Consider the following 24,321-nt stretch of genomic DNA (forward strand, 5'->3'; position numbering starts at 1 on the left):
GTGCTTGCGAATCGGCGGGAACCCAGCCTGGGTCCCCCCTTTCGCGGGGACACACGGGATCGATCAATCCGCTGACGGGCGCCCTCGCTTGCTGTATCGAGGCGGCATGCGGATCGCCCTCTCCTTTCTTCTCATCCTCGCCGCCTGCGGACAGGCGCCGGTCAACGCGCCGGCCGCCGAAGCCCAGCCCGTCCCGGCTGCGTCGGAGACGCCCGCGCCGGTGCAGGGCTTCCGGATCGTCAACACCTATCCGCACGACCCGCGTGCCTTCACCCAGGGGCTCTTCTGGCTCGACGGCCATCTCTACGAGAGCACCGGGCAAATCGGGGAATCGACCATCCGCAGGGTCGAGCTGGAAACGGGGCGCGTGCTCCAGTCAGTCGACATCCCGCCCGGCATGTTCGGCGAGGGGATCGTCAACTGGGGCGACCAGATCATCAACATCACCTGGCAGAACCAGACCGGCTTCCGCTGGGACCGGCGGACGCTGCGGCGGATCGGCCAGTGGCGCTATCGCGGCGAAGGCTGGGGCCTCACCCAGAACGGGCGCGAGATCATCATGAGCGATGGATCGAACGAGCTCAGGTTCCTCGACCCCGAGACGCTGCAGGAGCGGCGGCGGCTCACCGTCACCGACGCCGGCGCGCCGGTCGAGCGCCTCAACGAGATCGAATGGGTGGACGGCGAAATCTACGCCAATGTCTGGCTCACCCCGATGATCGCACGGATCGACCCTGAGACGGGCCGGGTACGCGGCTGGATCGACCTCACCGCACTCGCCGCGCAATCCGGACGGCGGGGCACGGACGACGTGCTGAACGGGATCGCCTGGGACGCCGAGCGGCGGCGGCTGTTCGTGACCGGTAAATACTGGCCACGGCTTTATGAGATCGAGCTGACGTCTTCTCGCGAGCCATAATTCGTTCGGTTGGAGTCGCTGGCCCGATAATTGGCGAGGTCGCCTTCAAGAAAGCTGGCGTTGCGCTCGCGGAGGAGTGCCGCCGCCTCGTCATAGAGGAAGGGAAGAAATGCGAAGCGCCGGCCGCGGGTGACGGGCGTCGCTTCATGCAGCAGCGAGCAACTGAACACGACCGCGCCCCCGGTTGGCGCCCGGTAGAGCCGAGGGCCGAACTCGGGGAAGCGCAGGTCGCCCCCTTCATAGTCATCGGCATTAAGATTGATCGTGACCGCGAAGCGCCGGTGCGCCGTACCTTTTGTCGTATTGTCCCGGTGGGCCCGAAAATGACCGCCGCTTTCCGCCTCGTAGCAGGCGACGATCAGCCGCTCGACCCGCGTCACCTCAAACGAAAAGGCGCGCCAGATCATGGGTGCGAGACGTTGCCGGAGACGAAGCTGAAGCTCCCGGATCAGCCTGGGATCGTTCACGACATAATCGCGGCGAACCTTATGCGCCGGATCGAGCACGAGGCGCGTCTTGCCCTCGATATCGCGCATGAACCCCGAATCCTCGCCGCCATCCGCTTCATAAAGCGCGATCAGCCGCTGACAGAGCGCCGGCTCCAGAAGATCCTCGATTATCAGCACGGGTGCCAAGCCTGTTGCCGATTGCCGTTCCACCAACGAATTGAAAGCAGCCAGGGCCGCATCCGTGTCGCGTAAGGCATAGGCGCCGGTGACGCGCATCGCCCGGTCGAGAAGAAGCCAATGGCCGCGATAGGTCCCGCCCTCTCCCAGTGCGCCATAGGCACCACTGATAGCCCGGTCATAATCCAAAAAGAACCGGATGCCCGGAACTTGCGCGCGAATTCTCCCTTGTGCCGCATCGGCGGGATCCACGGTGACACCGAAGAATGCCGCCCGGCGATCGTCGAACAAATCGCGACGCGCCATCATCTTGTCCAGCGCGACCCGGCATGCCGGCACGGCCGCGCTTCCAAAGAACAGCATCAAAATCGGTCGACCCGCGACAGTATCGAACACGAAATTGGAAGAACCTTCCAGAGCGGCTGCGCGGAACCAAGGCGCCGGTTCCCCGAGAGCCGGCGGTGTCGATCTTGCGTTCATGGAGAAAAAATACTCATTCGTGAACGCTTTGGCGAGCCATGAATGCACATGTGCCGGGCGTATGCCCTTGCCCGTTGCGCTATGGCGGGAAAACAGGGCGGGACCAAAGGAAGGAAATCACTCATCCAGATCGCGCCCCGGCTGCTCCCCCGCCGAGCTGCAATCGCCAGCGTTGTACTGTCGTAAGTTGGGTCTCGAGCCAGGCGAGATGATCGGCGCGGACCTTGCGCAGGCGGTCCGCGGGATAAAGCGCTTCATGATCGTCGACGATCTTGTGATGCTCGCGGCAGAGGAGAATTAGATTCTCGGGATCGTTGCGGCTGCCAGTCCAAACCGTGCGGCCGCGGGCGGCGGATTCCTTTTCTCCGACGATATGCGCGATCTCGCCAAGTAAAGACGGAATGCCGTCTTCGACGCTGTGCACGAGTGACTTTCGGCACAGGGCACATCGCCCCGCGAACTCCCCCCAAGATCAGTTTCTGTACGCGGACGGAAACCGGCATTGCTTTCTTTTAAGCAAGCGATGGCAATCGTCCAGTCCCGCTACGCAGACGAAATCAGTCGCGCGGCCAGCTTTCCAGCACCTCCACGAAGCGGCTGAGCCAGGCGTTGGTCTGGTGGCCGTCGACGACGCGGTGGTCGATGGTGAGGCTGACATAGGCCATCGGGCGGATCTGGATGGTGTCGACCCCGCCCACCTCGCGCACCACCACGCGCTTCTCCAGCTTGCCGACGCCGAGGATGGCGGACTGTGGCTGGTTGATGATGATCGGCGCGGCGAAGAGCGAGCCGGAGACGCCGTGATTGGAGATGGTGAAGGTGCCGCCCTTCACCTCCGCAGCGGTGAGCTTCTCCTTGCGGGCCTTCTCGACCAGCTCGTCGAGGCCGGCGGCGATGCCCTTGAGGTTGAGCTGCTGGACCTTGCGCAGGACCGGCACGATCAGGCCCTTGGTGCCGAGCGCGGTGCCGACGCCGATGTTGATGTCGTCGTAGAGTTCCAGCCGGTCGTCGTGCCAGCGGCTGTTGATCGCGGGCGCGACCTTCATCGCCTCTGCCGCCGCGGCGACGAGATAGGCGGTGTAGGTGAGCTTCACGCCCTTCTTCGCGAAGGCGGCCTTGTGGGCCTCGCGGTGGGCGATGATGGCGGAGAAATCGGCTTCGAAGACGGCGGTGACGTGCGGGGCGTCACGGAGCGAGCCGGCCATGTTCGCCGCGATCGCCAGGCGCATGCGGTCGTGGGGCACCGAGTGGGACCGGATGTCTGTCCCGAGCGCAGTCGAGGGGTCGCCGGTCGTAGCGGGGATGATGCCTTCGGGCGGGCGGGTCGTGCCGGAGGCCACGGCGCGGTCGACGTCGGCGCGGGTGATGCGGCCGCCGCGGCCGGTGCCCTCGATCGCGCTGTGATCGAGGTCGTGCTGGCGCAGGGCGCGTTTGACGGAGGGGGAAAGCCGCAACTCTCTTAAGCCCTCCCCCTCGATGGGGGAGGGTTGGGTGAGGGTGGCCTTCGAGGAAAGTTGAGTGTTCTCGGAGACTCCACCCCTCCCCAACCCCTCCCCATCAAGGGGAGGGGCTTTAGCCGCATGATCACCCGCCGGATCGATCCGGCCCAGCACCGCGCCGGGCAGCGCCTCGGCGTCGCTCGCCAGCACGATCTCACGCAGCACGCCTGCGGCCGGAGCCGGGACTTCCATCGCGACCTTGTCGGTTTCCAGCTCGACGAGGGGATCGTTCTCCTCAACGCGGTCGCCGATCTGTTTGAGCCAGGCGCGGACGACGGCCTTGGTGCCCTCCTGCTCCATCGGGACGGTGACGTCGATCATGACGGCCCCCACAGGCCGTCACCCCAGCGAAGGCTGGGGTCCCGTGGAGACGCGCCGCGCCTTTTCCTCCCTGAGATCCCGGCCTCCGCCGGGATGACGAGATGACCCATACTCAAAACCCCAGCAACTCGTCGATCTTCGCGCGGATGCGATTCACCGACGGCACGGCCCAGTCGAGCAGCGCGGGGTTATGCGGGCTCGGGATGTCCGGCATGGTGACGCGGGCGACCGGGGCGTCGAGATCGAGAAAGGCCTCGTCGGCGACCACCGCGGCGATCTCGGCGCCGAAGCCGCCGGTCCTGAGGTCCTCGTGGACGATCAGGCAGCGGCGGGTGCGGCGGACCGACTCCAGCACCATCTCGCGGTCCCAGGGCATCAGGGTTCTGAGGTCGATGACGTCGGCGGAGACGTCCTTGGCCGCTTCCTCGCAGCGCGGGACCATCGCGCCCCAGGTGACGAGGGTGATGTCGTCGCCCTCGCGGGTCTTCTTCGCCCGGCCGAACGGCAGGGCATAGTCGTCGCCCGGATAAGGTCGGCGCGCCCAGGCATCGTCGAGCATGGCACGATGCTCGAAGAAGACGGTGGGATCGTTCCCGCGCAATGCCTCGCGCAGCAGACCGACGGCGTCCTCGGCATTGGAGGGCGCCGCGACGCGCCAGCCGGGGTTGTGGACGAACTGCACCTCGTTGGTCTGGCTGTGCCAGGGATCGCCGCACTTGAAGAAGCCGACCGGCATGCGCAGCACCATCGGCGCGGCGAAGCGGTTGTGGGTGCGCCAGCGCATCGTGCCGCAATCGTTGATCTGCTCCAGCGCCGGCTCGGCATATTTGCGGAACTGGATCTCGGGCACCGGCATCAGGCCGGCGAGCGCGAGGCCGACGGCGCGGCCGACGATGCCCTCTTCGGAGAGGCTGGTGTCGAACACGCGCGCCTCGCCATGCTTCTCCTGCAAGCCGAGCGTGACGGCGTGGACGCCGCCCTTCGGGCCGATATCCTCGCCGAACAGCATCATGCGCGGATTGATGGTGAGCTCATGGTCGAGCACGCGGCGGATCGCGGTCACCATGTTGATCCGCTGGCCTTCGGGCTTCGGTTCGTCCGTCGAGGCGGGCGACACATAGCCTTGCGTCCACTGGCCGCCGCGCTGCTGCATCTCGCCTTCGAAGAAGACGTGGCTGGTGACGCTCTCTGGGCTGGAGACGCCCCGCCCCTCCGCCTCGGCCCGCGCCGCGGCGACGGTGGCTTCGGCTTCCACCGCGACCGCGTCCCACTCGCTCTCGTCCATCAGCGCGCCGACAAGATAGGATTTGAGCTTGGGCAGCGGATCGCGCGCCCATTCGGACTGGACGACCGCTTCGGACTTGTAGGTCTGGGTGTCCTGGAAGCTGTGGCCCTGCAGGCGCGGCACGGTGAGGCGGAGCAAAGCCGGGCCGCGATGGGAACGGACATGCTCGACGGCCCGGGTCAGCAGCCGCGCCGCCTCGGCCGGCTCGGTGCCGTCGCCGGAGAGCACCTCGAGATTGCTGAAGCTGGCGAGGTTGCGGGCGATGTCGCCGCCGGGCGTCTGGAAGCGCGAGGGAACGGAGATGCCGTACTGGTTGTCCTCGACGTAGAAGAGCATCGGCAGCTTCTGCGTCGTCGCGATGGTGAGCGCCGACCAGAAGCCGTTGGTCGCGCAGCTCGCCTCGCCGCCCAGCACCACGGCCATCGCGTTCGCGTAGGCCGGGTCCTTCAGGACGTCGCGATAATAGGTGATCGCCTGCGCCCAGCCGGCCGTCGGCGTATATTGCGCGCCGACGCCGCCGCACATCGGCAGCGCCGGGCAGCCGTTCGGGTTCGGGTAGTTGAACACGACGCCGATGTCGCGACCGTCGGAATAGCCCCCTTCCCGCCCCATGCCGGAGCCGAGCGCGTCGGCGAGCGGCACGCCGAGCGAGAGGAGCAGCGGGCGCGAGCGATAATAGCCGCAGGCGCCGTCATGGGCGTCGGTCAGGTGCGAGCCCAGCAGGATCTGGGCCATGTCGTGGCCGCGCGCGCTGAACTGGTAGAGGACCTTGCGCAGCGGCACGAGCTCCTCTTCCTCGAGCCGGTCCATCGCCCGGCTGACATGGACGAGATAGGCGATCCGCCGCCAGTCATAGGCGGGGTCGGGCGCGTTGACCCGCGCCCGCCTGTCACTGGCAATCGCTTCAGCCATCCAGCTCCTCGATCACGGCATTGGCGAAATAGTCGACGTTGGAATCGGAGAGGCCGACCACGTTGAAGCGGCCCGATCCGGCCATGTAGAGGCCGTGCTTCTCGCGCAGGTTCAGCACCTGCTGCGGCGAGATCGGCAGCATCGAGAACATGCCCTTCTGGCCGGCGATGTAAGCGAGGCGCGGGTCGGCGGCGGCGAGCTTCGCGCGGAGCTGGCGGATGCGCGCACCCATCTCGGTGAGCTCGGCGCGCCAGTCGGCGGCGAGCTCCGGATCGTCGAGGATGATGCGCACGGTCGCCGCCATATGATCGGGCGGCATCGACCACATGGTGCGGGCGAGGCCGAGCAGGTTGCCCATCACCTTCTCGGCGCCGGCCACGGTCGGCATCTTCACGAACAGCGAGCCGAGGCGGTCGCGATAGCAGCCGAAATTCTTGTCGCAGCTCTGCGCGATGATCGCCTGTTCCGCCGCCTCGACGACGAGGCACGCGCCGGCGGCATCGGCTTCGAGGCCGTCGCCGAGGCCCTGATAGGCGATGTCGACGAACGGGATCAGCCCGCGCGCGGCGACGATCTCCGCCACGACCCGCCACTGGTCGAGGTTCAGGTCGGCGCCGGTCGGATTGTGGCAGCAGCCGTGGAGCAGGACGAGATCGCCGGCACTGGCGCCGTTCAGCGCGTCGACCATCGCGTCGAAGCGGATCGTGGTCGCTGCCTTGTCGTAATAGGGGTAGTCGACCATCGCGACGCCCGCCGCGCCGATCAGCGGCTCGTGATTGGGCCAGGTCGGGGTACCGACGAGGATGCGCGCGGTCGGGTCTGCCTTGGCGATCAGCTCGGCGCCGAGGCGCAGCGCGCCGCAGCCGCCCGGAGTCTGGACGCCGACGATCCGGTCGTCGCGCGCGCCCGCCTCGCCGAACACGATCGGCTTGATCAGCTCGACGAAGCGGGCGTCGCCCTGCGAGCCGAGATAGGACTTGGTCTCCTGCGTCTCCCACAGGATCAGCTCGGCCTTCTTCACCGCGCGCAGGATCGGGGTGTTGCCGGCGGCGTCGCGATAGACGCCGACGCCGACGTCGATCTTGGTGGGGCGCGGATCGGCCTCAGCCAGCGCGATCAGCGCGAGCAGCGCGTCCGCGGGTTGCTCCCCAAGCCTGTCCAGCAACGTCAATTGATCGCTCACCTGTCGACCCCCTGTCCTTCATGGGTTTCCCGAGAAGGCCGGCTCTATGCGTAGCGGCTCCTGTGCGCAAAAGCGCATCAGACATCGCGCTCCTGGCAATATTGTTGAAACATCTGTTTCATATTATGATCGCTTCATGAGCAATGAATTTCATCTCGATACGATCGACCGGCGAATCGTCCGCGCGCTGCAGCGCGACGCGAGTCTCAGCCAGGCGACGCTCGCGGAGTCGGTTGGTGCCTCGGCCGCGTCGGTCTGGCGCCGGGTGCGTAATCTCGAGAAGGAGGGCGTCCTCGGCGCCACGGTGCGGCTCGCCAATGCCGAGCGGCTCGGGCGCAGCGTCAACGTGCTGTGCCAGGTGCGGATGAACCGCCAGACCACCGACGCCCGCGACGAGTTCGAGCGCTTCATCGAAGGGCGCGAGGAGATCGTCGAATGCTACGCCATGTCGGGCGAATGGGACTATCTGCTGCGCATCGCCGTCCGCGACGTCGCCGACTATGACCGATTTATCCGCCAGGGCGTCCTCGCCCACCCGAGCGTCGCCCATGCCGCTTCGAGCTTCGCGCTCAGGCAGGTGAAATACACGACGGAGATTCCCGTCTAGTCGAGCGGGCGCATCACCCGGATGCCGATCGAATCGTCACGGTGGCCGGGCGGCTGACGGAAGCGGTCGGCGACGCGCAGGTTCGGGATGGTGCTGCCCCAGGAGCCGCCACGGTTGATGCGGCGGTCGCAGCCGGGCGGATCGTAGGCGCCAGATGCCGGCAGCGTTTCGTAGGAGGGCGCGGTGCAGTCCTGGACCCATTCGGCGACATTGCCGATCATGTCGTAGAGGCCGAACGCGTTGGGCCGGTAGGAGCCGACCGGAGCGGTGTTGAGCACGCCGTCGCTGCAGCTGGTCGCCACCCAGGTCGGATATTTGGCGAGCGGCGTCCGGTCGACGCCATTGCTCCAGGGGCAGCCCTGATTCGGATCGTCGCCCCAAGGGTAGACGGTCGAGCTGCCGGCGCGGGCGGCATATTCCCATTCCGCCTCAGTCAGCAGCCGGAAGCGCATGCCCGGCGCCTGGACGTTGAGCCAGGCGACATAGGCCTGCGCATCCTCCCAGCTCACGCAGGCCACGGGATGATTGCCGGCCTGGGGGAAACCGGGATCGCGCAGCGTCGAGACGCGGTCCATCGTCCAGGTGCCCTGCGTCTCGCGATCGGTGAGGCAGCCGACGCCGACCGGGTGACCGGTGGCGCGCAGGAACGCCTCATATTCGTTGCGGGTGATCTCGAAGCGGCCGATCGCCATCGGCGCCGCGAAGGTGATCCGGCGCTGCGGCCCCTCGTCGTCGCGGCGGTCGCGCTCCCCCGCGGGCGAGCCGAGAGTGAAGGCGCCGGCCGGCACGACCGCCAGCTCGGGACACCAGGCACAATCCCACCGCAAGGCCGGGTCGCCGCCGGACGCGCGCCAGGCATCATAGCGGGCGGTACGCTGTGCATCCGTCTCCCCTGCCGGCGGCGAAGCCTGCGCAACTGCGCCGACGCAGGAGAGCGCGAGCATCAGGAGGATGGATCGCAAGACGGGCATCGCCGGCGAGCCTGTTCAATCACCTGCCGGTCGAACAAATGCCGGTTCGATCAAGCGCGAAAACGGCTCGACGAACCCAATCACATCGCGATCCGCGATTTTCGGAACCCTCACCGCCTCCGACGATTGAATCGCCCGCGACACGATCGGAGGCACCCATGGCCGCGCGCGCTTACTGGAAGGGGCAAATCCGCCTCGCCCTCGTCTCGATCCCGGTGGAGGTCTATTCGGCGACGAGGAGCGGCGCGACGATCGCCTTCAACCAGATCCACGAGCCCTCGGGCAAGCGGATCAAATACGAGAAGGTCGTGCCAGGGCTCGGCCCGGTGGACGCCGACGACATCGTCAAGGGCTACCAATATTCGAAGGGCCATTACGTGACCTTCGACGACGAGGAGCTGGAGGCGGTCAAGCTGGAGAGCAAGAAGACGCTGGAGCTCACCCAGTTCGTCGATCCGCAGGAGATCGATCCGCTCTATTACGAGCGGCCTTATTATGTCGTGCCGGCGGACGACCTTGCCGAGGAAGCGTTCGTCGTGCTGCGCGAGGCGCTCAAGGCGGCCGGCAAGGTGGCGCTCGGCCAGCTCGCGATGCGCGGGCGCGAATATATCGTCAGCCTGAAGCCCTGCGGGCGCGGTATCCTGATGGAGACGATGCGCTACGCCGACGAGGTGGTGAAGGCGCAGGGCTATTTCCGCGACATCGGCGACGCCAAGCCGGACGAGGAGCTGCTGGACATGGCCGAGGCGCTGATCGACCGCAAGACGGCCAAGTTCGATCCGGCCAAGTTCCATGACCGCTATGTAGATGCCCTCAGGGATCTGATCGCCAAGAAGCGCAAGACCGGCGAGCGGATCGAGGCCGAGGAAGAGGAGTTGCCCGACCGCCGCGGCTCCAACGTCATCGATCTGATGGCGGCACTGAAGCGCTCGATCGAGAAGCCGGGTGCGAAGGCCGGCACCACGGAACAGCGCAAACCCGCGGCGCGAAAGGCTCCCGCCAAGAAGAAAGCCCCGGCGCGAAAGGCGGCGCCGGCGCGCAAGCGGGCCTGAATGGCGCGCCAGGACCCCCTTTCCACCTACAACCGCAAGCGGGATTTCTCGAAAACCGCCGAGCCCGCCGGCAGGGTCGCGCGCGGCAGGCGCAGGGCGCTCACCTTCATGGTGCAGAAGCATGGCGCGACACGGCTGCACTACGACTTCCGCCTCGAGCTGGCCGGGGTGCTGAAGAGCTGGGCGGTGACGCGGGGACCGAGCCTCGATCCCGCCGACAATCGTCTCGCGGTGCGCACCGAGGACCATCCGATGTCCTATGCGACCTTCGAGGGCACGATCCCCAAGGGCGAATATGGCGGCGGCACGGTGATGCTGTGGGACCGGGGCACCTGGACTCCGGAGCCGGGGAAGGATCCGCACGAGACGCTGAAGAAGGGCCATCTCCATTTCGCCTTGAATGGCGAGCGGATGAAGGGGGAATGGGTGATGTTCCGGCTGAAGCCGAAGCCCAAGGAGCGGCACGAGAACTGGATCTTGAAGAAAGTCGACGACGATTTCGCCGGTAGCTCGACCGGGCTCACTGACGTCCACCTGACGTCGGTGAAGACGGGGCGCACATTGAGCGAAATTGCAGAGGGGAAGAAGACCCGTCCGTCATCCCGGCGAAGGCCGGGATCTCGGAGCCAGAAGTCACAGCGGTCTCCAGGAGACCCCGGCCTTCGCCGGGGTGACGGAAGATTGCCGAAATTCCGACCCATCCAGAAAGCCACTCTCGTCGACCATGTGCCCACCGGCGCCGGCTGGCTGCATGAGATGAAATATGACGGCTATCGCTGCCTGCTCGCCGTCGCCCGCGACAAGGTGCGCATCTACACCCGCACGGGTCTCGACTGGACCGACAAATTCCCCGAGATCGCCGCGGCGGCCATCGAGCTCGACATCGGCTCGGCGCTGCTCGACGGCGAGATCGTCAAGCTCGACGCGCATGGCAATACGAACTTCTCCGCCTTGCAGGCGGCAATCGGCGAGGGCGGGCACGGCCTCACCCTCTTCCTGTTCGACGCGCTGGAGGTCGACGGAAAGAAGCTCGACAAGCTTCCGGCAATCGAACGCAAGCAACAGCTGGCGGCGCTGATCGGCGACGGCGCCCCGCCGTTCCTCCTCTATGCCGATCATATCGTCGGCCGGGGCGAGAGGCTCTATGACGCGATGTGCAAGGCCGGTCAGGAAGGGATCATCTCGAAGAAGGCCGACGCGCCCTATCGCGGCGCGCGAACCAAGACCTGGCTCAAGATCAAATGCACCAACCGGCAGGAACTCGTGATCATCGGCTGGACGCCGAGCGACAAGAAGGGGCGCGGCTTCCGCTCGCTCCTGCTCGCGCTGCACGAGGACGGCAAGCTGCGTTATGCCGGCAAGGTCGGCACGGGCTTTTCCGTTGAGACCCAGTCGGACCTCGGCGCCCGGTTCGAGAAGCTGAAGGCCGCGAAAGCGCCGGTCGAGGTGCCACGCAGCGAGGCGCGCGGGGCGCAATGGGTCAAGCCGAAGCTGGTCGCCGAGATTGCCTTCGGCCAGTTCACCGCCGACCATATCATCCGCCATGCGAGCTTTCTCGGTCTGCGCGGCGACAAGCCCGCAAAGGATGTCGTAAAGGAGGCGCCACAGGCGATGCCCGATATGGCCGAGGACGATGTCAGGATCAGCAACCCCGACCGGGTGATCTTTCCCGAGGCGAAGGTCACCAAGGGCCAGCTCGCCGATTATTATCGCAAGGTCGGGGCGCTGATGCTGCCCTGGACCGCCAACCGGCCGGTCAGCCTGGTCCGCTGCCCGCAAGGGCGCGCGCGCAAATGCTTCTTCCAGAAGCACGACAGCGGGAGCTTCGGCGAACATGTGAAGCATGTCCCGATCCGCGAAAAGGACGGCAAGACCGAGGATTATCTCTATGTCGAGGACTCAGCGGGGCTCGTCGCTTGCGTGCAGATGGGGACGATCGAGTTCCATGGCTGGGGATCGAAGGTGTCGGACATCGAGAAGCCGGACCGGATCATCTTCGACCTCGATCCCGACGAGGGGCTGGGATTCGACAAGGTAAAGAAGGCGGCACACGACCTCAGGCGTCACCTCGCCGACATCGGCCTTACCACCTTTCCGATGCTGACCGGCGGCAAGGGGGTGCACGTCGTCGTGCCGCTGGCGGCGGAAGCAAAATGGCCAGCGGTCAAGGATTTCGCCCAGCGTTTCGCCCTGGCGCTCGCCGAAGCCGAGCCGGGCCGCTTCACCGCCACCCTTTCCAAGGCACAGCGCAAGGGCAAGATCTTCATAGATTATCTGAGGAACCAGCGCGGATCGACGGCGATCATGCCCTATTCCGCCCGCGCCCGCGAGCAGGCGCCGGTCGCCGCGCCGATCAACTGGGACGAACTGGACGGCTATGACAGCGGCGGCCATTTCACCGTGAAGGACGCCGAGGAACTGGTCGAACGCGCCGCTTCCCGCGCCCTCAGAGGCTGGGGTGACGCGGCACAGACCCTGCCGGACGTTTGAGATCGGCGCGCCGCTCGGCCGCCCAGAGCGCCGGCGCGCGCCCGAAATGGCGGCGGAAGGCATGGCTTAACGCCACCTCGTCCGAATAGCCGGTGCGTTCGGCCACCTCGGCCAGCGGGCAATTCCCCCAGGCGAGGAGTCGCGCGGCGCGCTCCAATCGCAACGTGCGATGATAGGCGATCGGCGCCTGGCCGAAGGCGCGCTTGAAGGAGCGGGCCAGGTGGAACTGGGAAAGTCCCGCCACCGAGGCCAGCTCGACGAGCGATACGGCGCGGCCGTCATGGCAATGGAGGTGGCTGCGGGCGCGCTCGAGTCGTTCGAACAGGCCGTGGCGGGTCGAGGCCTTCGCCGCCTCGATCCCCTCCATGGGCGCGCGACTTTCGGCGAGCAGCTCCTCGACGGTCCGGCCCGGCTGGTCGATCAGACGGCCGACGTCGGACCTGCGCGCAATCGTGAAGACACTTGCCATACCGCCCCGTGTGTTAGCTTACTACACCAGTATGACGGCTCGAACCTGAACGGCAGATTACTCGCTACAAATGTAGCACATGCGCGTCGAGGATTCGCAAGAACGATCAAGTATCACGCAATCGTGATCATGTTCCTGCGCTTCGGGCGTCGTTAGTCGGCCCGGGAACGAAGGAGGTCGGTGTTGATCGAGCGGCTCCCCAGGCGCGAACGCGAGGTCGCCCGGATCGTCCACGCCCTGGGCGAGGCGAGTGCCAACGACGTCCGTCGCGCCCTCCAGGATCCCCTCAGCAACGCCGCAGTTCGCTCGATGCTGCAGCGAATCGAAGCCAAGGGCCTGTTGCGTCGACGCAAGGAAGGGAAAAAGTACCTCTACAGCGTCGCGTCGCCCGATCTCGTCACCCGTGAGGCGGCATTGCGGCGGCTGAGCCGGGACTATTTCGGCGGGTCCCTGACCCGCGCGGCGCGCCTCCTTGCCGATATGATCACCAGAGAGGTGGCCACGGACCGGCCCCGCAGCGCCGCCAGGCCGGCTTTTCGGCCCAGGAAGCAGAGGCCGGTGGGCTAGCGCCCCTGCCATTTCCCTACAATCGAACGTCTTCGCTAGGTGGCGGGATCACCGCTTCGGCCTGGCTGCATGATCCGGGCTTCCCATTTTCATCGGACCCAGTAAAATTACGGTATAACAGAGGCGGGTTGCGTTCTACGCTCACGGCTCCATCGGGACGAGGCGTTCAGGGACCGGCCGGGGGGACGGGTTATGGCGATAGGTGACCGGTTTGCGCGGTGGGCGCAGCGTTTCGCATCGGAAGACTCGACGTCGAATCGGATGGATGCAGGGCGCGATGAACCGCCCCGCCGTGCCGTCGATCGCGACCGTGCGCTTTATGCCGAGGTCGGCGAATTCCTGTTCGCACAGGATCTCGACGTCACGCCGCTCAATTTTTCGCTTGCGCTCGAATATGTATCGCGCAGCGACCTTGCGATTGAAAAGGCGGTCGATGCGGCGCTGGTCGAATATGGTTGCCTCACCAACGGCATCGTCGAGGAGATCGTCGCGGAGCGCGATGCCGACAAGATGACGCCGGAGACGCTGGAGACGATGCTGGAGAAGGTCGAGGCCCATCTTGCCCAGGTGATCGGGGTCACCGAGGGCTCGCGGGTGTCTGCGCAGGATTACGGCACCGAGCTCAAGAAGCAGGTGGACGACCTCGATCGGGGCCAAGGTGTCGGCGCGCCGGCGGTCGACAAGCTGATCCTGCTCACCCGCACGATGGTCGAGACGATGCGCAAGGCCGAGGCCCAGATGCGCGCCAGCCAGAAGGACACGCGCGCGCTCCAGCGCAACCTCGAGGCGGCGCGGCGCGCAGCCGAGCAGGACTATCTGACCGGCCTTCCGAACCGCCGGGCGTTCGAGGCCGTGCTCAAGACCCGCGAGAAGGTGGCACGCGAGCAGGGCACGCCGCTCGCCATCGTCTTCTGCGACCTCGACCATTTCAAGGCGATCAACGACACCTACGGCCACGATACCGGCGATCGCGTGCTCCAGTTCGTCGCCAACCTGTTCGCGCAAATCTCGCGCAACGCCTGCCATGTCGCGCGCCATGGCGGCGAGGAGTTCGCGATGCTGCTCGACGCGAGTGCCGACGAGGCGGCGCAGATCATCGACGATGCCCGCGACGACCTCGCCAACCGCAAGCTCGTCAACCGCGATGACGGCGAGCGGCTGGCGCCGGTCAGTTTCTCGGCCGGTATTGCCGAGGTGCTCGCCTATGCCGACGGACGCGCGGCGCTGAAGGCGGCCGATGAGGCCCTCTACCGCGCGAAGCAGGACGGACGAAACCGGGTCTATATCGCCGCGGCAGCGCGGCAGGAGGCCGCCTGACCGATGCGGGCAACGGGCCTGCTTCCCGCAGCCTGGCTGCTGCTGTGCGCGGCGGCCCCGCCCATGTCCTTCGTGGCCACCGCGTCGGTCCATGCGACCGCCGCGGCGGAGTATCGCAGGCTCTGGGACGTGGACGGCGCGCGGATCGTGGCCGCGATGGAGGCCGTCACCGGCCTCCCCTTCCCCGCCAGCCCGATCGAGGTGATCGTCCGCGATGGCCCGCCGATGACGAGCTATGATGGCCAGACCATCCGCCTGCGCGCCGGCTATTCGCCCGCCTACAAGAAGGCGACCCTCGTCCATGAGCTCGGCCACCGGCTCGCCCTCACCCTGCCGCGCGAGGCCGGGCTCGACGACCACCGGCTGCTTTATCTCTTCCTCTACGATGTGTGGACCGATCTCTACGGTCAGGACTATGCCGACCGGATGGTCGCGGTCGAGCGTCGGATGCGCCGACTCTACGACTATGACGCCGCCTGGACCTGGGCGCTGTCGATGACGCGGGAAGAGCGTCAGGCACGCCTCCGGGCCCTGACCTCGCGGCTCGACTATCAGACGATCGACCTCAGCTCCTAGATGGAGCCGGCAAGCACCGGTTCGGCAGCGGGGCTTCTGGCGGTCACGGGGATGCGCAGATAGTGCACGCCATTGCTTTCCGCAGGCGGCAGCCGCCCGGCGCGAAGGTTCACCTGGATCGATGGCAGCAGCAGCCGCGGCGCGGACAGGGTCGCGTCGCGTGCCGCGCGCATCGCGGCGAAGCTCTCCTCACTGACGCCCTCGCGGAGATGGACGTTGTCGCGTTGGGCGCCGACCGTCGTCTCCCAGGCGAAGACATCCCGCCCGGGCGCCTTGTAGTCGTGGCACATGAACAGCCGCGTTTCCGGTGGCAGCGCGAGCAGGCGCTGGATCGACCGGTAGAGCTGACGCGCGTCACCGCCCGGAAAGTCGGCGCGGGCGGTGCCATAGTCGGGCATGAACAGGGTATCGCCGACGAAGACATTGCCGCCGATCCTGTAACTGACGTCCGCCGGCGTGTGGCCGGGCGTGTGCAGGACCTCGATCTCGAGCGCGCCCACGGTGAACGCGTCTCCGTCGGCGAACAGGCGATCGAAGTCGCCCTGATCCTCCGCGCAATCGAACAGCGGCCGGAAGATGCGCTGGACGTCGCGGATCTGCGCGCCGATCCCGATGCTGGCGCCGGTCCGCGCCTTGACCAGCGGCGCGCCGCTCAGGTGATCGGCATGGACATGGGTTTCCAGCACCCAGTCGAGCGTTACGCCCTCTTCGGCGATGGCCGCCAGCACCCGTTCGGTTGATCTCGTGTCGATCTCGCCCGATGCCGGGTCGAAATCCAGCACCGGATCGATCACCACGCCGCGCCGGCCGCCCGGATCCCAGACGAGATAGGTGACGGTGAACGTCACCTCGTCGAAGAATGCCCGAATCTCCGGCCCTGCCATGGACCGGGTTCTAGAACGCCTCGACCGGCAACGCCATCAGGCTGTCCGCACCCGCCTCGACCTTGCGGCGAAGCGCATTGCTCTCCGGCATCACCCGCTCGGCATAGAAGCGGGCGGTGGCGAGCTTGGTCTCGTGGAACGCCTTGTCCTCGGTGCCGCCCGCCAGGGCCGCGGCGCTCGCCTTCGCCATCCGCAGCCACATCAGGCCGAGCCCGACGATGCCCATCAGCGACATATAGGGATAGGCCGCGGCACCGGCATGGTTCGGGTTGGCCATCGCGTTCTGCATCAGCCAGAGCGAGGCGGTCTGGAGGTCGCCATTGGCGCGCTCGACCGCGCCGGCGATCGCCGCCAGCTTCTCGTCGCCCTTGGCGGCGCTCGCCTCCTCGCCGACCAGCTTGAAGAAGGCCTGGACCGCGCGGCCGCCGTCCTTGGGGAGCTTGCGGCCGATCAGGTCCATCGCCTGGACGCCGTTGGTGCCTTCGTAGATCTGGGCGATGCGGGCGTCGCGGACAAACTGCTCCATCCCCCATTCGCGGATATAGCCGTGGCCGCCGTAGATTTGCTGCATGTCGACCGCGGTCTCGAAGCCCCTGTCGGTCAGATAGCCCTTGATGACCGGGGTGAGCAGGCCGAGCAGGTCGTCGGCCGCCCGACGCTCCTCCTCGGTCTGCGCCTTGCGGCTGATATCGACCTGGAGCGCGCCCCACAGGACGAGCGCGCGCGCCGCCTCGTTGAAGGCCTTCGCCTCCATCAGCATCCGCCGCACGTCCGGATGGACGATGATCGGATCGGTCTTGGCATCCGGATCGCGCTGGTCGGGCACGAGCGCCCGGCCCTGCCGTCGGTCCTTCGCGTAGGCGAGGCCGTTCTGATAAGCGATCTCGCCCTGCGCCAGCCCCTGTAGGCCGACGCCGAGACGCGCCGCGTTCATCATGATGAACATCGCCTCCAGCCCCCTTTCGGGCTCGCCGATCAGGTAGCCGGTCGCGCCGTCATAGTTGAGCAGGCAGGTCGAGTTGCCGTGGATGCCCATCTTCTCCTCGATCGAGCCGCAGACGACGCCGTTGCGGTCGCCGATCGAGCCGTCGTCGTTGACGATGAACTTGGGCACGATGAAGAGCGAGATGCCCTTCACATTGTCCGGCGCGCCGACGATCTTGGCGAGGACGAGATGGATGATGTTCTCGCTGAGGTCGTGCTCGCCGGCCGAGATGAAGATCTTGGTGCCGGTGATTTTATAGGTGCCGTCCGCCTGCGGCTCGGCCTTGGTCTTCAAAAGGCCGAGATCGGTGCCGCAATGCGGCTCCGTCAGATTCATCGTCCCGGTCCATTTGCCGGCGACCATGTTGGGCAGGTACTTGGTCTTCTGCTCGTCGGAGCCCTTGACCAGGATCGACGCCATCGCGCCCTGGGTCAGCCCGTTGTACATCTCGAACGCCTGGTTGGCGGAGAGCAGATACTCCGTGACCGCGGTGGCGAGGACCGACGGAAGCCCCTGCCCGCCATATTGCTCAGGCGCCGACAGGGTCGTCCAGCCGCCCTCGACGAACTGCCGGTAGGCCTCCTTGAAGCCCTTGGGCGTGGTGACGCTGCCGTCGTCGTGACGGGTACAGCCTTCCTCGTCGCCGCTGCGGTTCAGCGGGTGCAACACTTCGGAAGCGAAGCGGCCGCCTTCAGTCAGGATCGCCTCGACCAGGTCGGGCGTCGCATTCTCGAAGCCCGGCAGGTTGGAATAGCGCTCGATGCCGAGCACCTGCTCGAGGACATAGCGAGTATCGCGGACCGGCGCGGTGTAGCTGGGCATTGTCCCCTCCCTAGGGCGTCAATTGGCGGGTTCGTTCTCGGCCGCTTCCACCATGGCGATGAAGCGTTCCAGTTCGTCGATCGTGGCGTCGATGTCGATCTTCTGCTTGCGCAGCAGGTCGGCGCGGCGCCGGCACTTCTCCAGCGTGACGACGCGCTGCTGGTGGCGGCCGTCGCCAAGGTCGTAGAGGTCGATCATCTCGCGGATGTCGGCCAGGCTGAAGCCCACCCGCTTGCCGCGCAGGATCCAGGCCAGCCGGGCCCGGTCACGCCAGGAATAGATGCGCGCGAGGCCCTGCCGTTCCGGCGCGATCAGGCCTTCGTCCTCATAGAAGCGCAGCGCCCGGGCAGTGACTCCGAATTCGTCGCACAGTTCGGTGATCGTGTAGGTGCGCGCGTTGCGGCCGGACTGATGGTAATCGGAATGCAGCGCAGTTTCGGGCATGGCGGGCAGGGTAGTTTCCCTTTACGTTAGCGTCAAGCATCTGCTCTCTGGACGCCAGCTCTCGCCGGCATGACGGATGGGGACGAACGGGAATGCGCCCCCGTGACAGAATCTTTACAGCGCGGGGGCGACAAAGCGGAAGGGTGCCCCTATATGCGCGGCGAAACGGGGCGTGACTCGCGGGAAAGCCATGCTGACCACTCATCCTTACGACGACGACAAGCTGCGCGAGGAGTGCGGCATCTTTGGCATCTGGGGCGCGGAAACGGCCGCCGCCGTGGTGACGCTCGGTCTCCACGCGCTGCAGCACCGCGGCCAGGAAGCCGCCGGCATCACCTCCTTTGACGGCGAGGCGTTCCACAGCCACCGCGCCATGGGCCATGTCGCCGGCAATTTCGACAAGGACAACGTGATCCGCGCCCTCGCCGGCCGCGCCGCGATCGGCCACGTCCGCTATTCGACGACCGGCGAGACGGCGATGCGCAACGTCCAGCCGCTGTTCGCCGAATTCTCGACCGGCGGCTTCGCGGTCGCCCATAACGGCAACATCTCGAACGCGATGCGCCTGCGCCGCGAGCTCAACGCGCGCGGCTCGATCTTCCAGTCGACCAGCGACACCGAAGTCATCATCCACCTCGTCGCGACCTCGAGCTATCGCGGCCTGCTCGATCGGTTCATCGACGCGCTGAAGCAAGTCGAGGGCGCCTACAGCCTCGTCTGCCTCACCGACGAGGGCCTGATCGCCTGCCGCGATCCGCTCGGCATCCGCCCGCTCGTGATGGGCCGCCTCGGCGACGCCTATATCTTCGCGTCGGAGACCGTGGCGCTCGACATCGTCGGCGCGACCTACATGCGCACCGTCGAGCCGGGCGAGCTGGTCATCGTCTCCGAGCAGGGCGTGCGCTCGCTGCGCCCGTTCGCGCCGGAGCGGCCGCGGCCCTGCATCTTCGAGCATGTCTATTTCTCGCGGCCGGACAGCATCGTCGACGGGTCGTCGGTCTACTCGGTGCGCAAGGCGATCGGCGCCGAGCTGGCACGGGAGAATCCGGTCGACGCCGACTATGTCGTGCCGGTCCCGGATTCCGGCGTGCCGGCAGCGATCGGCTATGCCCAGGAAAGCGGCATCCCGTTCGAGCTCGGCATCATCCGCTCCCACTATGTCGGCCGCACCTTCATCCAGCCGGGCGATCAGGTCCGCCACCTCGGCGTGAAGCTCAAGCACAATGCCAACAGCGCGCTGATCGCCGGCAAGAAGCTGGTGCTGATCGACGATTCGATCGTGCGCGGCACGACCAGCCTGAAGATCGTCCAGATGCTGCGCGAGGCCGGCGCGCGCGAGGTCCATATGCGGATCGCCAGCCCGCCGACCCGCCACTCCTGCTTCTACGGCGTCGACACGCCGGAGCGGAAGAAGCTGCTCGCCGCGCAGATGAGCGTCGCCGAGATGAACCAGTATATCAAGGCGGACAGCCTCGCCTTCCTCTCGATCGAGGGCCTCTACCGGGCCCTTGGCGAGGCGGTGCGCGACGAGGCCGAGCCGCAATATTGCGACGCCTGCTTCACCGGCGCCTATCCGACCCGGCTCACCGATCAGGACGATCAAGAGCAGAAGGACCAGCTCCTGCCCAGCGCAAGCTACGCCTGACCCCTCAATCGTCACCCTGAACTCGTTTTCAGGGTCCATCTTCGAGCATCCGCGAGCTTCATCGAACTGGATGCTGAAACAAGTTCAGCATGACGGAGTGTGCATGACCAAGTTCCTCGACGGCAAACTGGCGCTCGTGACCGGCGCCAGCCGGGGGATCGGCGCGGCGACGGCCGAAGCGCTGGCCGCCGCGGGTGCACATGTCGTGCTGACGGCGCGCACGGCCGGCGACCTCGAGGCAGTCGAGGAACGGATTCATGCCGCCGGCGGCAGCGCGACGATCGCGCCGCTCGACCTTACCGAACGCGAGAGCATCGCCCGCCTTGCCCAGGCGATTGGCGAGCGCTGGCAGGCGCTGGACGTGCTGGTGCTCAACGCCGCGATGCTGGGCACGCTGACTCCGGTCGCCCAGATCGACGGCAAGGAGTTCAACAAGGTTCTCACCCTGAACGTGCTCGCCCAGCAGGCGCTGATCGCCGCCTTCGATCCGCTGCTGCGCCGGAGCGTCGCCGGACGCCTGATCGCCCTCACCTCCAGCGTCGGCAGCGCGGCGCGCGCCTATTGGGGGCCCTACAGCGCCTCCAAGGCGGCGCTCGAAATGCTCGTCTCCAGCTACGGTCAGGAAGTCGAGAATATCAGCAGCGTGCGCGTCGCCCTGGTCAATCCGGCCGCGACCCGCACGCAGATGCGCGCCCTCGCCTATCCCGGCGAGGATCCGGCGAGCCTCAAGGACCCGTCCGTCGCCGCCGACGCGATCGCCGGACTGCTGCGGGAGGATTTCGCGACCGGCCACCGCCTGTCGCTCAGCTGACCGGGAAGTTCGAGTCCAATAAGGACATCAGCGCGCGAACCGGCTCGCTGACATAAGCCACCACCTCATCCGGCCGCCGCGTCGAGGTCGCGATGTGGAGCGCCTGGAGCAGGCGGGCATAGTGACGCGCCTCCGGCCCTTCGAGCTGATAGGCCTCGACCAGCGCGACGGCGAGCGCGCGCTCACGCCTGTCGTCGGCGCCGCGCACGAGGTCGCCGATCTCGGGATAGTCGGCGGCAAGCGCCCTGACGCCGCGTTCCAGCGGCGGATCAGCGGCGCCGGTGAGGCCGAGGATCGCCCAGAGCCGCTCGACCGGCGAGCCTGGCGCGCGGGACACCTCGGCGATCGCGGTACTTTCCGTGTCCGACCAATGCTGCGCCACCGCCAGGATGAGCGCGCCGACGCTCCGGAACTGCGCTTCAAATGCGGAGCGGGATTGGCCTTCCCGATCGGTCAGCCGCTCCAGCGTCAGCGCCGAGGGCCCCTCCTGACCCAGGATCTTTGCGGTGAGCGCGATCCAGCCGTCCCGCGTCACCTCAGCCATGCTTGACCAATGTCACCTGCGCCACATCGATCCCCCCGCTCAGGAAGCCGCCCTCGCAATACATCAGATAGTAGCGCCACAGATTGTGAAAGCCCGGATCGAAGTCGTCGGGCAATCTCGCCTCGGCAACGGCTTTGTCATAGTGTTGGCGCCAGCGGCGGAGGGTCTCGGCATAGTGGAGGCCATAGCCGGTGCGGTCCTGCCAGGCGAGGCCCGCCGCCTCGCCCAGGCGCCGGAAACGCTCCTCCTCGATCAGCAAACCGCCCGGGAAGATATAGGTCTGGATGAAGTCGGCATTGGCCGCATAGCCGGCGAACAGGTCGCCGCGCATCGAGATGAGCTGCAGCGCCGCCCGCCCGCCGGGCTTCAGCGCCCCGGCGATCGCGTGGAGATAATTGGGCCAGTATTCCTGCCCGACCGCCTCGACCATCTCGACGCTCGCGACCGCGTCGAACCGGCCGGTGACGTCGCGATAGTCGGTGAGCTGGATATTCGCCCGGCCGGTCAGGTCCGCCCGGGCCAGGCGCGCCTCGGCATAGGCCTTCTGCGCCTCGGACAGGGTGAGGCCGGTGACGTGCACGCCATAATCGCGCGCGGCGATCTCGGCGAGGCCGCCCCAGCCGCAGCCGATCTCGAGCAGGCGCTGGCCGGGCCGCAGATCGAGCCGGTCCAGCAGCGAACGCACCTTTCGCTCCTGCGCGGCTTCCAGCGGTTCGTCGGGCGCGATCGGCTCGGCGAAGACGGCGCTCGAATAGGTCATGCTGCCGTCGAGCCAGGCGGCATAGAAGTCGTTGCCGAGATCGTAATGATGCTGGATGTTCAGCCGCGCATGCTTGCGATCGTTGGCGCGCAGCGCATGGGCGATACGGTTGACCAGTCGCCACGGCCCCTTCGCGCGCCCGGTCTCGCCGAGACTCGCCGCATTGCGCATGAAGAGATCGAACAGCGACACCGGATCCGGGCTCGCCCACTCGCCCGCCGCCCACGCCTTGTACCAGCCCACGGAGCCCGATGTCGCAAGCCGCACCAGCGCCCGCCAGCTCCTGAGATGCACGATCGCCACCGGCCCTGCGGCGCGTCCGCCGAAGCTGCGCTCCGTGCCGTCGGGAAGGGTGAGGTCGAGCCGGCCGCTGTCCAGCCCGCGGTCGATCGCCCCGAGCAACCGCCCGAACCCGCCGGAAAACAGGCGCGCGATCAGGCCGCCTCCGGTGGCGAAGCCCCGGTCGGCCGCGACCAGATGTGTCCCCCTGCGCGTGGCCATGGGCGCTAGATGAGGGCGATTGCCCGATCAGGCAAGCTGGTCGCGAAATGAAATTCGAATCTGCCCCAGGGCCGGCTGCCTGTGCGGCCGGTGCCTGTGCATCATCGCTTGATGACCGTCACCTCGGGTCGCTTGCCCGGCCACAATTGCACGCGATACCGATCATTCCCCTCCAGCCCGTTCTCGGACAGGTCCGTCAAGCCGGCATAGGAAATGCGCGCCGCATAATCACCGGGCTCGACACTGAAACGCGGGCAATCCGGATAATATTCCGTGCATCCCGCCACCACGATCGTCCCGCTCGGAGCCGCGAAGCTGCATTCGATCACACGTTCCCACGCGTCGAAATCGTCGGCCGGAGGCGTGGCATGGATTTCCAGAAGGACGGGAACGCCCATGTTCCGCGCGGTGCCAATGGCAATCAGATCGGGGCCGGTCGCCAGCATCCGGTCGACAGTCCCATGGTCCCAGACCTCGCCCGTATCGGTATTCCGCGCCTCATCGCAGACATAGAACTGGAAATAGTCGGCGAAGACCTCCAGCTCGTGTATGTCCGGGGCCATCCCGCTCAGCCCTCGCGCGGTTCCTTTTCGACCTGCCAAGTCTGGCCCTTGGAGACGAGCGCCTGGAGATCGGCGCTCTTGCCGGAGATGGCGGCTTCGGTCTGCTCGCGGACGGCGCTTTCGAAGGTGGGGCGCGGGTCATCGTAGATGACGCCGAGCGCCATCGGGAAGCTGCCGATCGGCATGTCGATCAGCATGTGGGCGACCGCCTTGTTCTTGGGGTCGTGGACGATGACGTCCGCCGCCTGCCAGTCGCCGTCCGCGACATCGACGACCTTGAGGTTCAGCGCCTCGCGATCGAGGGTCAGGCCCTTGGTGCCACTGTCGAACAGCATCGGCTCGCCCGCCTTCAGCCAGAGCTGCTTGCCGGCATGCTCCTTGGCGGTGAACGGCGCGAACACGTCGTCATTGTAGACGATGCAGTTCTGGAAGATCTCGACGAAGGCCGCGCCGCGATGGCCGTGGGCGGCCTTCAGCACGTCGGGCAGGTTCTTGTGGACGTCGATCGCGCGCGCGACGAAGCGCGCGCCCGAGCCCAAGGCGAAGGCACAGGGCCGCACCGGCCGGTCGACCGAGCCGAAGGGCGTCGAGGGCGAGCGGGTGCCGACCCGGCTGGTCGGCGAATATTGCCCCTTGGTGAGCCCGTAGATCTCGTTGTTGAACAGGAGGATCTGGCAGTCGAGATTGCGCCGCAGAACATGCATCGTGTGGTTGCTGCCGATCGACAGCGCGTCGCCATCACCGGTGATGATCCACACGTTGAGTTCGGGATTGGCGAGCTTCACCCCCGTCGCCAGCGCCGGCGCGCGCCCGTGGATCGTGTGGAAGCCGTAGGTCTCCATATAATAAGGAAAGCGGCTCGAGCAGCCGATGCCGGAGACGAACACCGTGTTCGCCGGATCGGCGCCGAGGTCGGGCATCGTGCGCTGCACGGCCTTCAGGACCGCATAGTCGCCGCAGCCGGGGCACCAGCGCACCTCCTGATCGGTGGCGAAATCCTTGGGGGTCAGCTTGACCATCTCGGTCATCGGGTCATCCTCGCATCGAATAATAGATCAGCGCACACACCACGACGAGCATGAGCAGCA

At 66.7% G+C, this 24,321-nt stretch carries 24 protein-coding genes; 10 read left to right on the forward strand and 14 right to left on the reverse strand.

The window, feature by feature from the left end; all coding sequences use genetic code 11:
- Window positions 1-106: 106 nt before the first annotated feature.
- On the forward strand, window positions 107-919 hold the full coding sequence (locus tag RCO27_RS01640) for a glutaminyl-peptide cyclotransferase (RefSeq protein ID WP_309000898.1): 813 nt from the start codon (window positions 107-109) through the stop codon (window positions 917-919).
- Here RCO27_RS01640 and RCO27_RS01645 read toward each other — a convergent pair.
- The 5 genes from RCO27_RS01645 to RCO27_RS01665 all read right to left on the reverse strand — a co-directional run bounded on the left by RCO27_RS01645 (window position 883) and on the right by RCO27_RS01665 (window position 7,225).
- Complete coding sequence (locus RCO27_RS01645) at window positions 883-2,025, reverse strand: 2OG-Fe(II) oxygenase (RefSeq protein WP_309000899.1); 1,143 nt, start codon at window positions 2,023-2,025, stop codon at window positions 883-885. The two genes, RCO27_RS01640 and RCO27_RS01645, sit on opposite strands and share 37 nt — an antisense overlap.
- A 121-nt stretch (window positions 2,026-2,146) precedes the next feature.
- Window positions 2,147-2,467, reverse strand: coding sequence for an HNH endonuclease (locus RCO27_RS01650; protein WP_309001890.1), 321 nt, complete (start codon window positions 2,465-2,467; stop codon window positions 2,147-2,149).
- 115 nt (window positions 2,468-2,582) lie between these two features.
- Window positions 2,583-3,845, reverse strand: a complete 1,263-nt coding sequence (locus tag RCO27_RS01655; RefSeq protein WP_309000900.1) for a 2-oxo acid dehydrogenase subunit E2 — start codon at window positions 3,843-3,845, stop codon at window positions 2,583-2,585.
- A 112-nt stretch (window positions 3,846-3,957) separates the two neighbouring features.
- The gene (locus RCO27_RS01660; protein ID WP_309000901.1) at window positions 3,958-6,042 is read right to left on the reverse strand and encodes a transketolase C-terminal domain-containing protein; all 2,085 of its coding nucleotides are present in this window, start codon (window positions 6,040-6,042) and stop codon (window positions 3,958-3,960) included.
- Window positions 6,035-7,225: an amino acid aminotransferase gene (locus RCO27_RS01665; RefSeq protein WP_309000902.1), complete on the reverse strand. Its 1,191-nt coding sequence runs from the start codon at window positions 7,223-7,225 to the stop codon at window positions 6,035-6,037. Before RCO27_RS01665 ends, RCO27_RS01660 begins: the two co-directional genes overlap by 8 nt.
- A gap of 136 nt (window positions 7,226-7,361) precedes the next feature.
- On the opposite strand from RCO27_RS01665, the gene RCO27_RS01670 reads away from it, so the two are divergent.
- The gene (locus RCO27_RS01670) at window positions 7,362-7,832 is read left to right on the forward strand and encodes an Lrp/AsnC family transcriptional regulator (protein WP_309000903.1); all 471 of its coding nucleotides are present in this window, start codon (window positions 7,362-7,364) and stop codon (window positions 7,830-7,832) included.
- Here the strand turns inward: RCO27_RS01670 and RCO27_RS01675 are convergent.
- Window positions 7,829-8,776 (reverse strand): formylglycine-generating enzyme family protein, encoded by a 948-nt coding sequence (locus tag RCO27_RS01675; protein ID WP_309000904.1) that lies wholly within the window; start codon window positions 8,774-8,776, stop codon window positions 7,829-7,831. The genes RCO27_RS01670 and RCO27_RS01675 overlap by 4 nt on opposite strands.
- A gap of 7 nt (window positions 8,777-8,783) precedes the next feature.
- On the opposite strand from RCO27_RS01675, the gene RCO27_RS01680 reads away from it, so the two are divergent.
- Genes RCO27_RS01680 through ligD form a run of 3 tightly spaced genes read left to right on the forward strand, consistent with a single transcriptional unit; the run spans window position 8,784 to window position 12,345 of the window.
- Window positions 8,784-8,933: a hypothetical protein gene (locus RCO27_RS01680; protein ID WP_309000905.1), complete on the forward strand. Its 150-nt coding sequence runs from the start codon at window positions 8,784-8,786 to the stop codon at window positions 8,931-8,933.
- A 28-nt stretch (window positions 8,934-8,961) separates the two neighbouring features.
- Entirely contained in the window at window positions 8,962-9,855 is an 894-nt protein-coding gene (locus tag RCO27_RS01685; protein WP_309000906.1) for a Ku protein, read from the forward strand.
- The gene (gene ligD, locus RCO27_RS01690; protein WP_309000907.1) at window positions 9,856-12,345 is read left to right on the forward strand and encodes a DNA ligase D; all 2,490 of its coding nucleotides are present in this window, start codon (window positions 9,856-9,858) and stop codon (window positions 12,343-12,345) included.
- On the opposite strand, the gene RCO27_RS01695 is transcribed toward ligD, so the two are convergent.
- Window positions 12,302-12,814 (reverse strand): AraC family transcriptional regulator, encoded by a 513-nt coding sequence (locus RCO27_RS01695; RefSeq protein ID WP_309000908.1) that lies wholly within the window; start codon window positions 12,812-12,814, stop codon window positions 12,302-12,304. The genes ligD and RCO27_RS01695 overlap by 44 nt on opposite strands.
- Before the next feature lie 183 nt (window positions 12,815-12,997).
- Between RCO27_RS01695 and RCO27_RS01700 the strand changes: the two genes are divergently transcribed.
- From RCO27_RS01700 to RCO27_RS01710, 3 genes are all read left to right on the forward strand, one after another.
- The gene (locus tag RCO27_RS01700; protein ID WP_309000909.1) at window positions 12,998-13,381 is read left to right on the forward strand and encodes a BlaI/MecI/CopY family transcriptional regulator; all 384 of its coding nucleotides are present in this window, start codon (window positions 12,998-13,000) and stop codon (window positions 13,379-13,381) included.
- Between the two features lie 261 nt (window positions 13,382-13,642).
- Complete coding sequence (locus RCO27_RS01705) at window positions 13,643-14,698, forward strand: GGDEF domain-containing protein (protein WP_309000910.1); 1,056 nt, start codon at window positions 13,643-13,645, stop codon at window positions 14,696-14,698.
- Between the two features lie 3 nt (window positions 14,699-14,701).
- Window positions 14,702-15,274, forward strand: coding sequence for a hypothetical protein (locus RCO27_RS01710; RefSeq protein ID WP_309000911.1), 573 nt, complete (start codon window positions 14,702-14,704; stop codon window positions 15,272-15,274).
- Here the strand turns inward: RCO27_RS01710 and RCO27_RS01715 are convergent.
- From RCO27_RS01715 to RCO27_RS01725, 3 genes are read right to left on the reverse strand one after another with little or no spacing between them, the layout of a single operon-like run.
- Window positions 15,271-16,158, reverse strand: a complete 888-nt coding sequence (locus RCO27_RS01715; RefSeq protein WP_309000912.1) for an MBL fold metallo-hydrolase — start codon at window positions 16,156-16,158, stop codon at window positions 15,271-15,273. The two genes, RCO27_RS01710 and RCO27_RS01715, sit on opposite strands and share 4 nt — an antisense overlap.
- 10 nt (window positions 16,159-16,168) lie before the next feature.
- Window positions 16,169-17,965 carry an acyl-CoA dehydrogenase C-terminal domain-containing protein gene (locus RCO27_RS01720; RefSeq protein ID WP_309000913.1) on the reverse strand — a complete coding sequence of 599 codons (1,797 nt, stop codon included), beginning with the start codon at window positions 17,963-17,965 and terminating at the stop codon, window positions 16,169-16,171.
- Between the two features lie 18 nt (window positions 17,966-17,983).
- Window positions 17,984-18,409: a MerR family DNA-binding transcriptional regulator gene (locus RCO27_RS01725; RefSeq protein WP_309000914.1), complete on the reverse strand. Its 426-nt coding sequence runs from the start codon at window positions 18,407-18,409 to the stop codon at window positions 17,984-17,986.
- 190 nt (window positions 18,410-18,599) lie between these two features.
- On the opposite strand from RCO27_RS01725, the gene purF reads away from it, so the two are divergent.
- Entirely contained in the window at window positions 18,600-20,054 is a 1,455-nt protein-coding gene (purF, locus tag RCO27_RS01730) for an amidophosphoribosyltransferase (RefSeq protein WP_309000915.1), read from the forward strand.
- Between the two features lie 103 nt (window positions 20,055-20,157).
- A complete protein-coding gene (locus RCO27_RS01735; protein WP_309000916.1) occupies window positions 20,158-20,865 on the forward strand; it encodes an SDR family NAD(P)-dependent oxidoreductase in 708 nt (235 codons plus the stop codon).
- On the opposite strand, the gene RCO27_RS01740 is transcribed toward RCO27_RS01735, so the two are convergent.
- The 4 genes from RCO27_RS01740 to RCO27_RS01755 form a co-directional block, all read right to left on the reverse strand.
- On the reverse strand, window positions 20,858-21,409 hold the full coding sequence (locus RCO27_RS01740) for a hypothetical protein (RefSeq protein WP_309000917.1): 552 nt from the start codon (window positions 21,407-21,409) through the stop codon (window positions 20,858-20,860). The genes RCO27_RS01735 and RCO27_RS01740 overlap by 8 nt on opposite strands.
- Window positions 21,402-22,670 (reverse strand): cyclopropane-fatty-acyl-phospholipid synthase family protein, encoded by a 1,269-nt coding sequence (locus tag RCO27_RS01745; protein ID WP_309000918.1) that lies wholly within the window; start codon window positions 22,668-22,670, stop codon window positions 21,402-21,404. The genes RCO27_RS01740 and RCO27_RS01745 overlap by 8 nt, the downstream gene beginning before the upstream one ends.
- 101 nt (window positions 22,671-22,771) lie before the next feature.
- Window positions 22,772-23,233: a hypothetical protein gene (locus tag RCO27_RS01750; protein WP_309000919.1), complete on the reverse strand. Its 462-nt coding sequence runs from the start codon at window positions 23,231-23,233 to the stop codon at window positions 22,772-22,774.
- A gap of 5 nt (window positions 23,234-23,238) precedes the next feature.
- Window positions 23,239-24,261: a 2-oxoacid:ferredoxin oxidoreductase subunit beta gene (locus tag RCO27_RS01755; protein WP_309000920.1), complete on the reverse strand. Its 1,023-nt coding sequence runs from the start codon at window positions 24,259-24,261 to the stop codon at window positions 23,239-23,241.
- Window positions 24,262-24,321 lie beyond the last annotated feature (60 nt).

This window comes from Sphingosinicella sp. LHD-64 (genome assembly GCF_031157375.1).
GTDB lineage: Bacteria > Pseudomonadota > Alphaproteobacteria > Sphingomonadales > Sphingomonadaceae > Allosphingosinicella.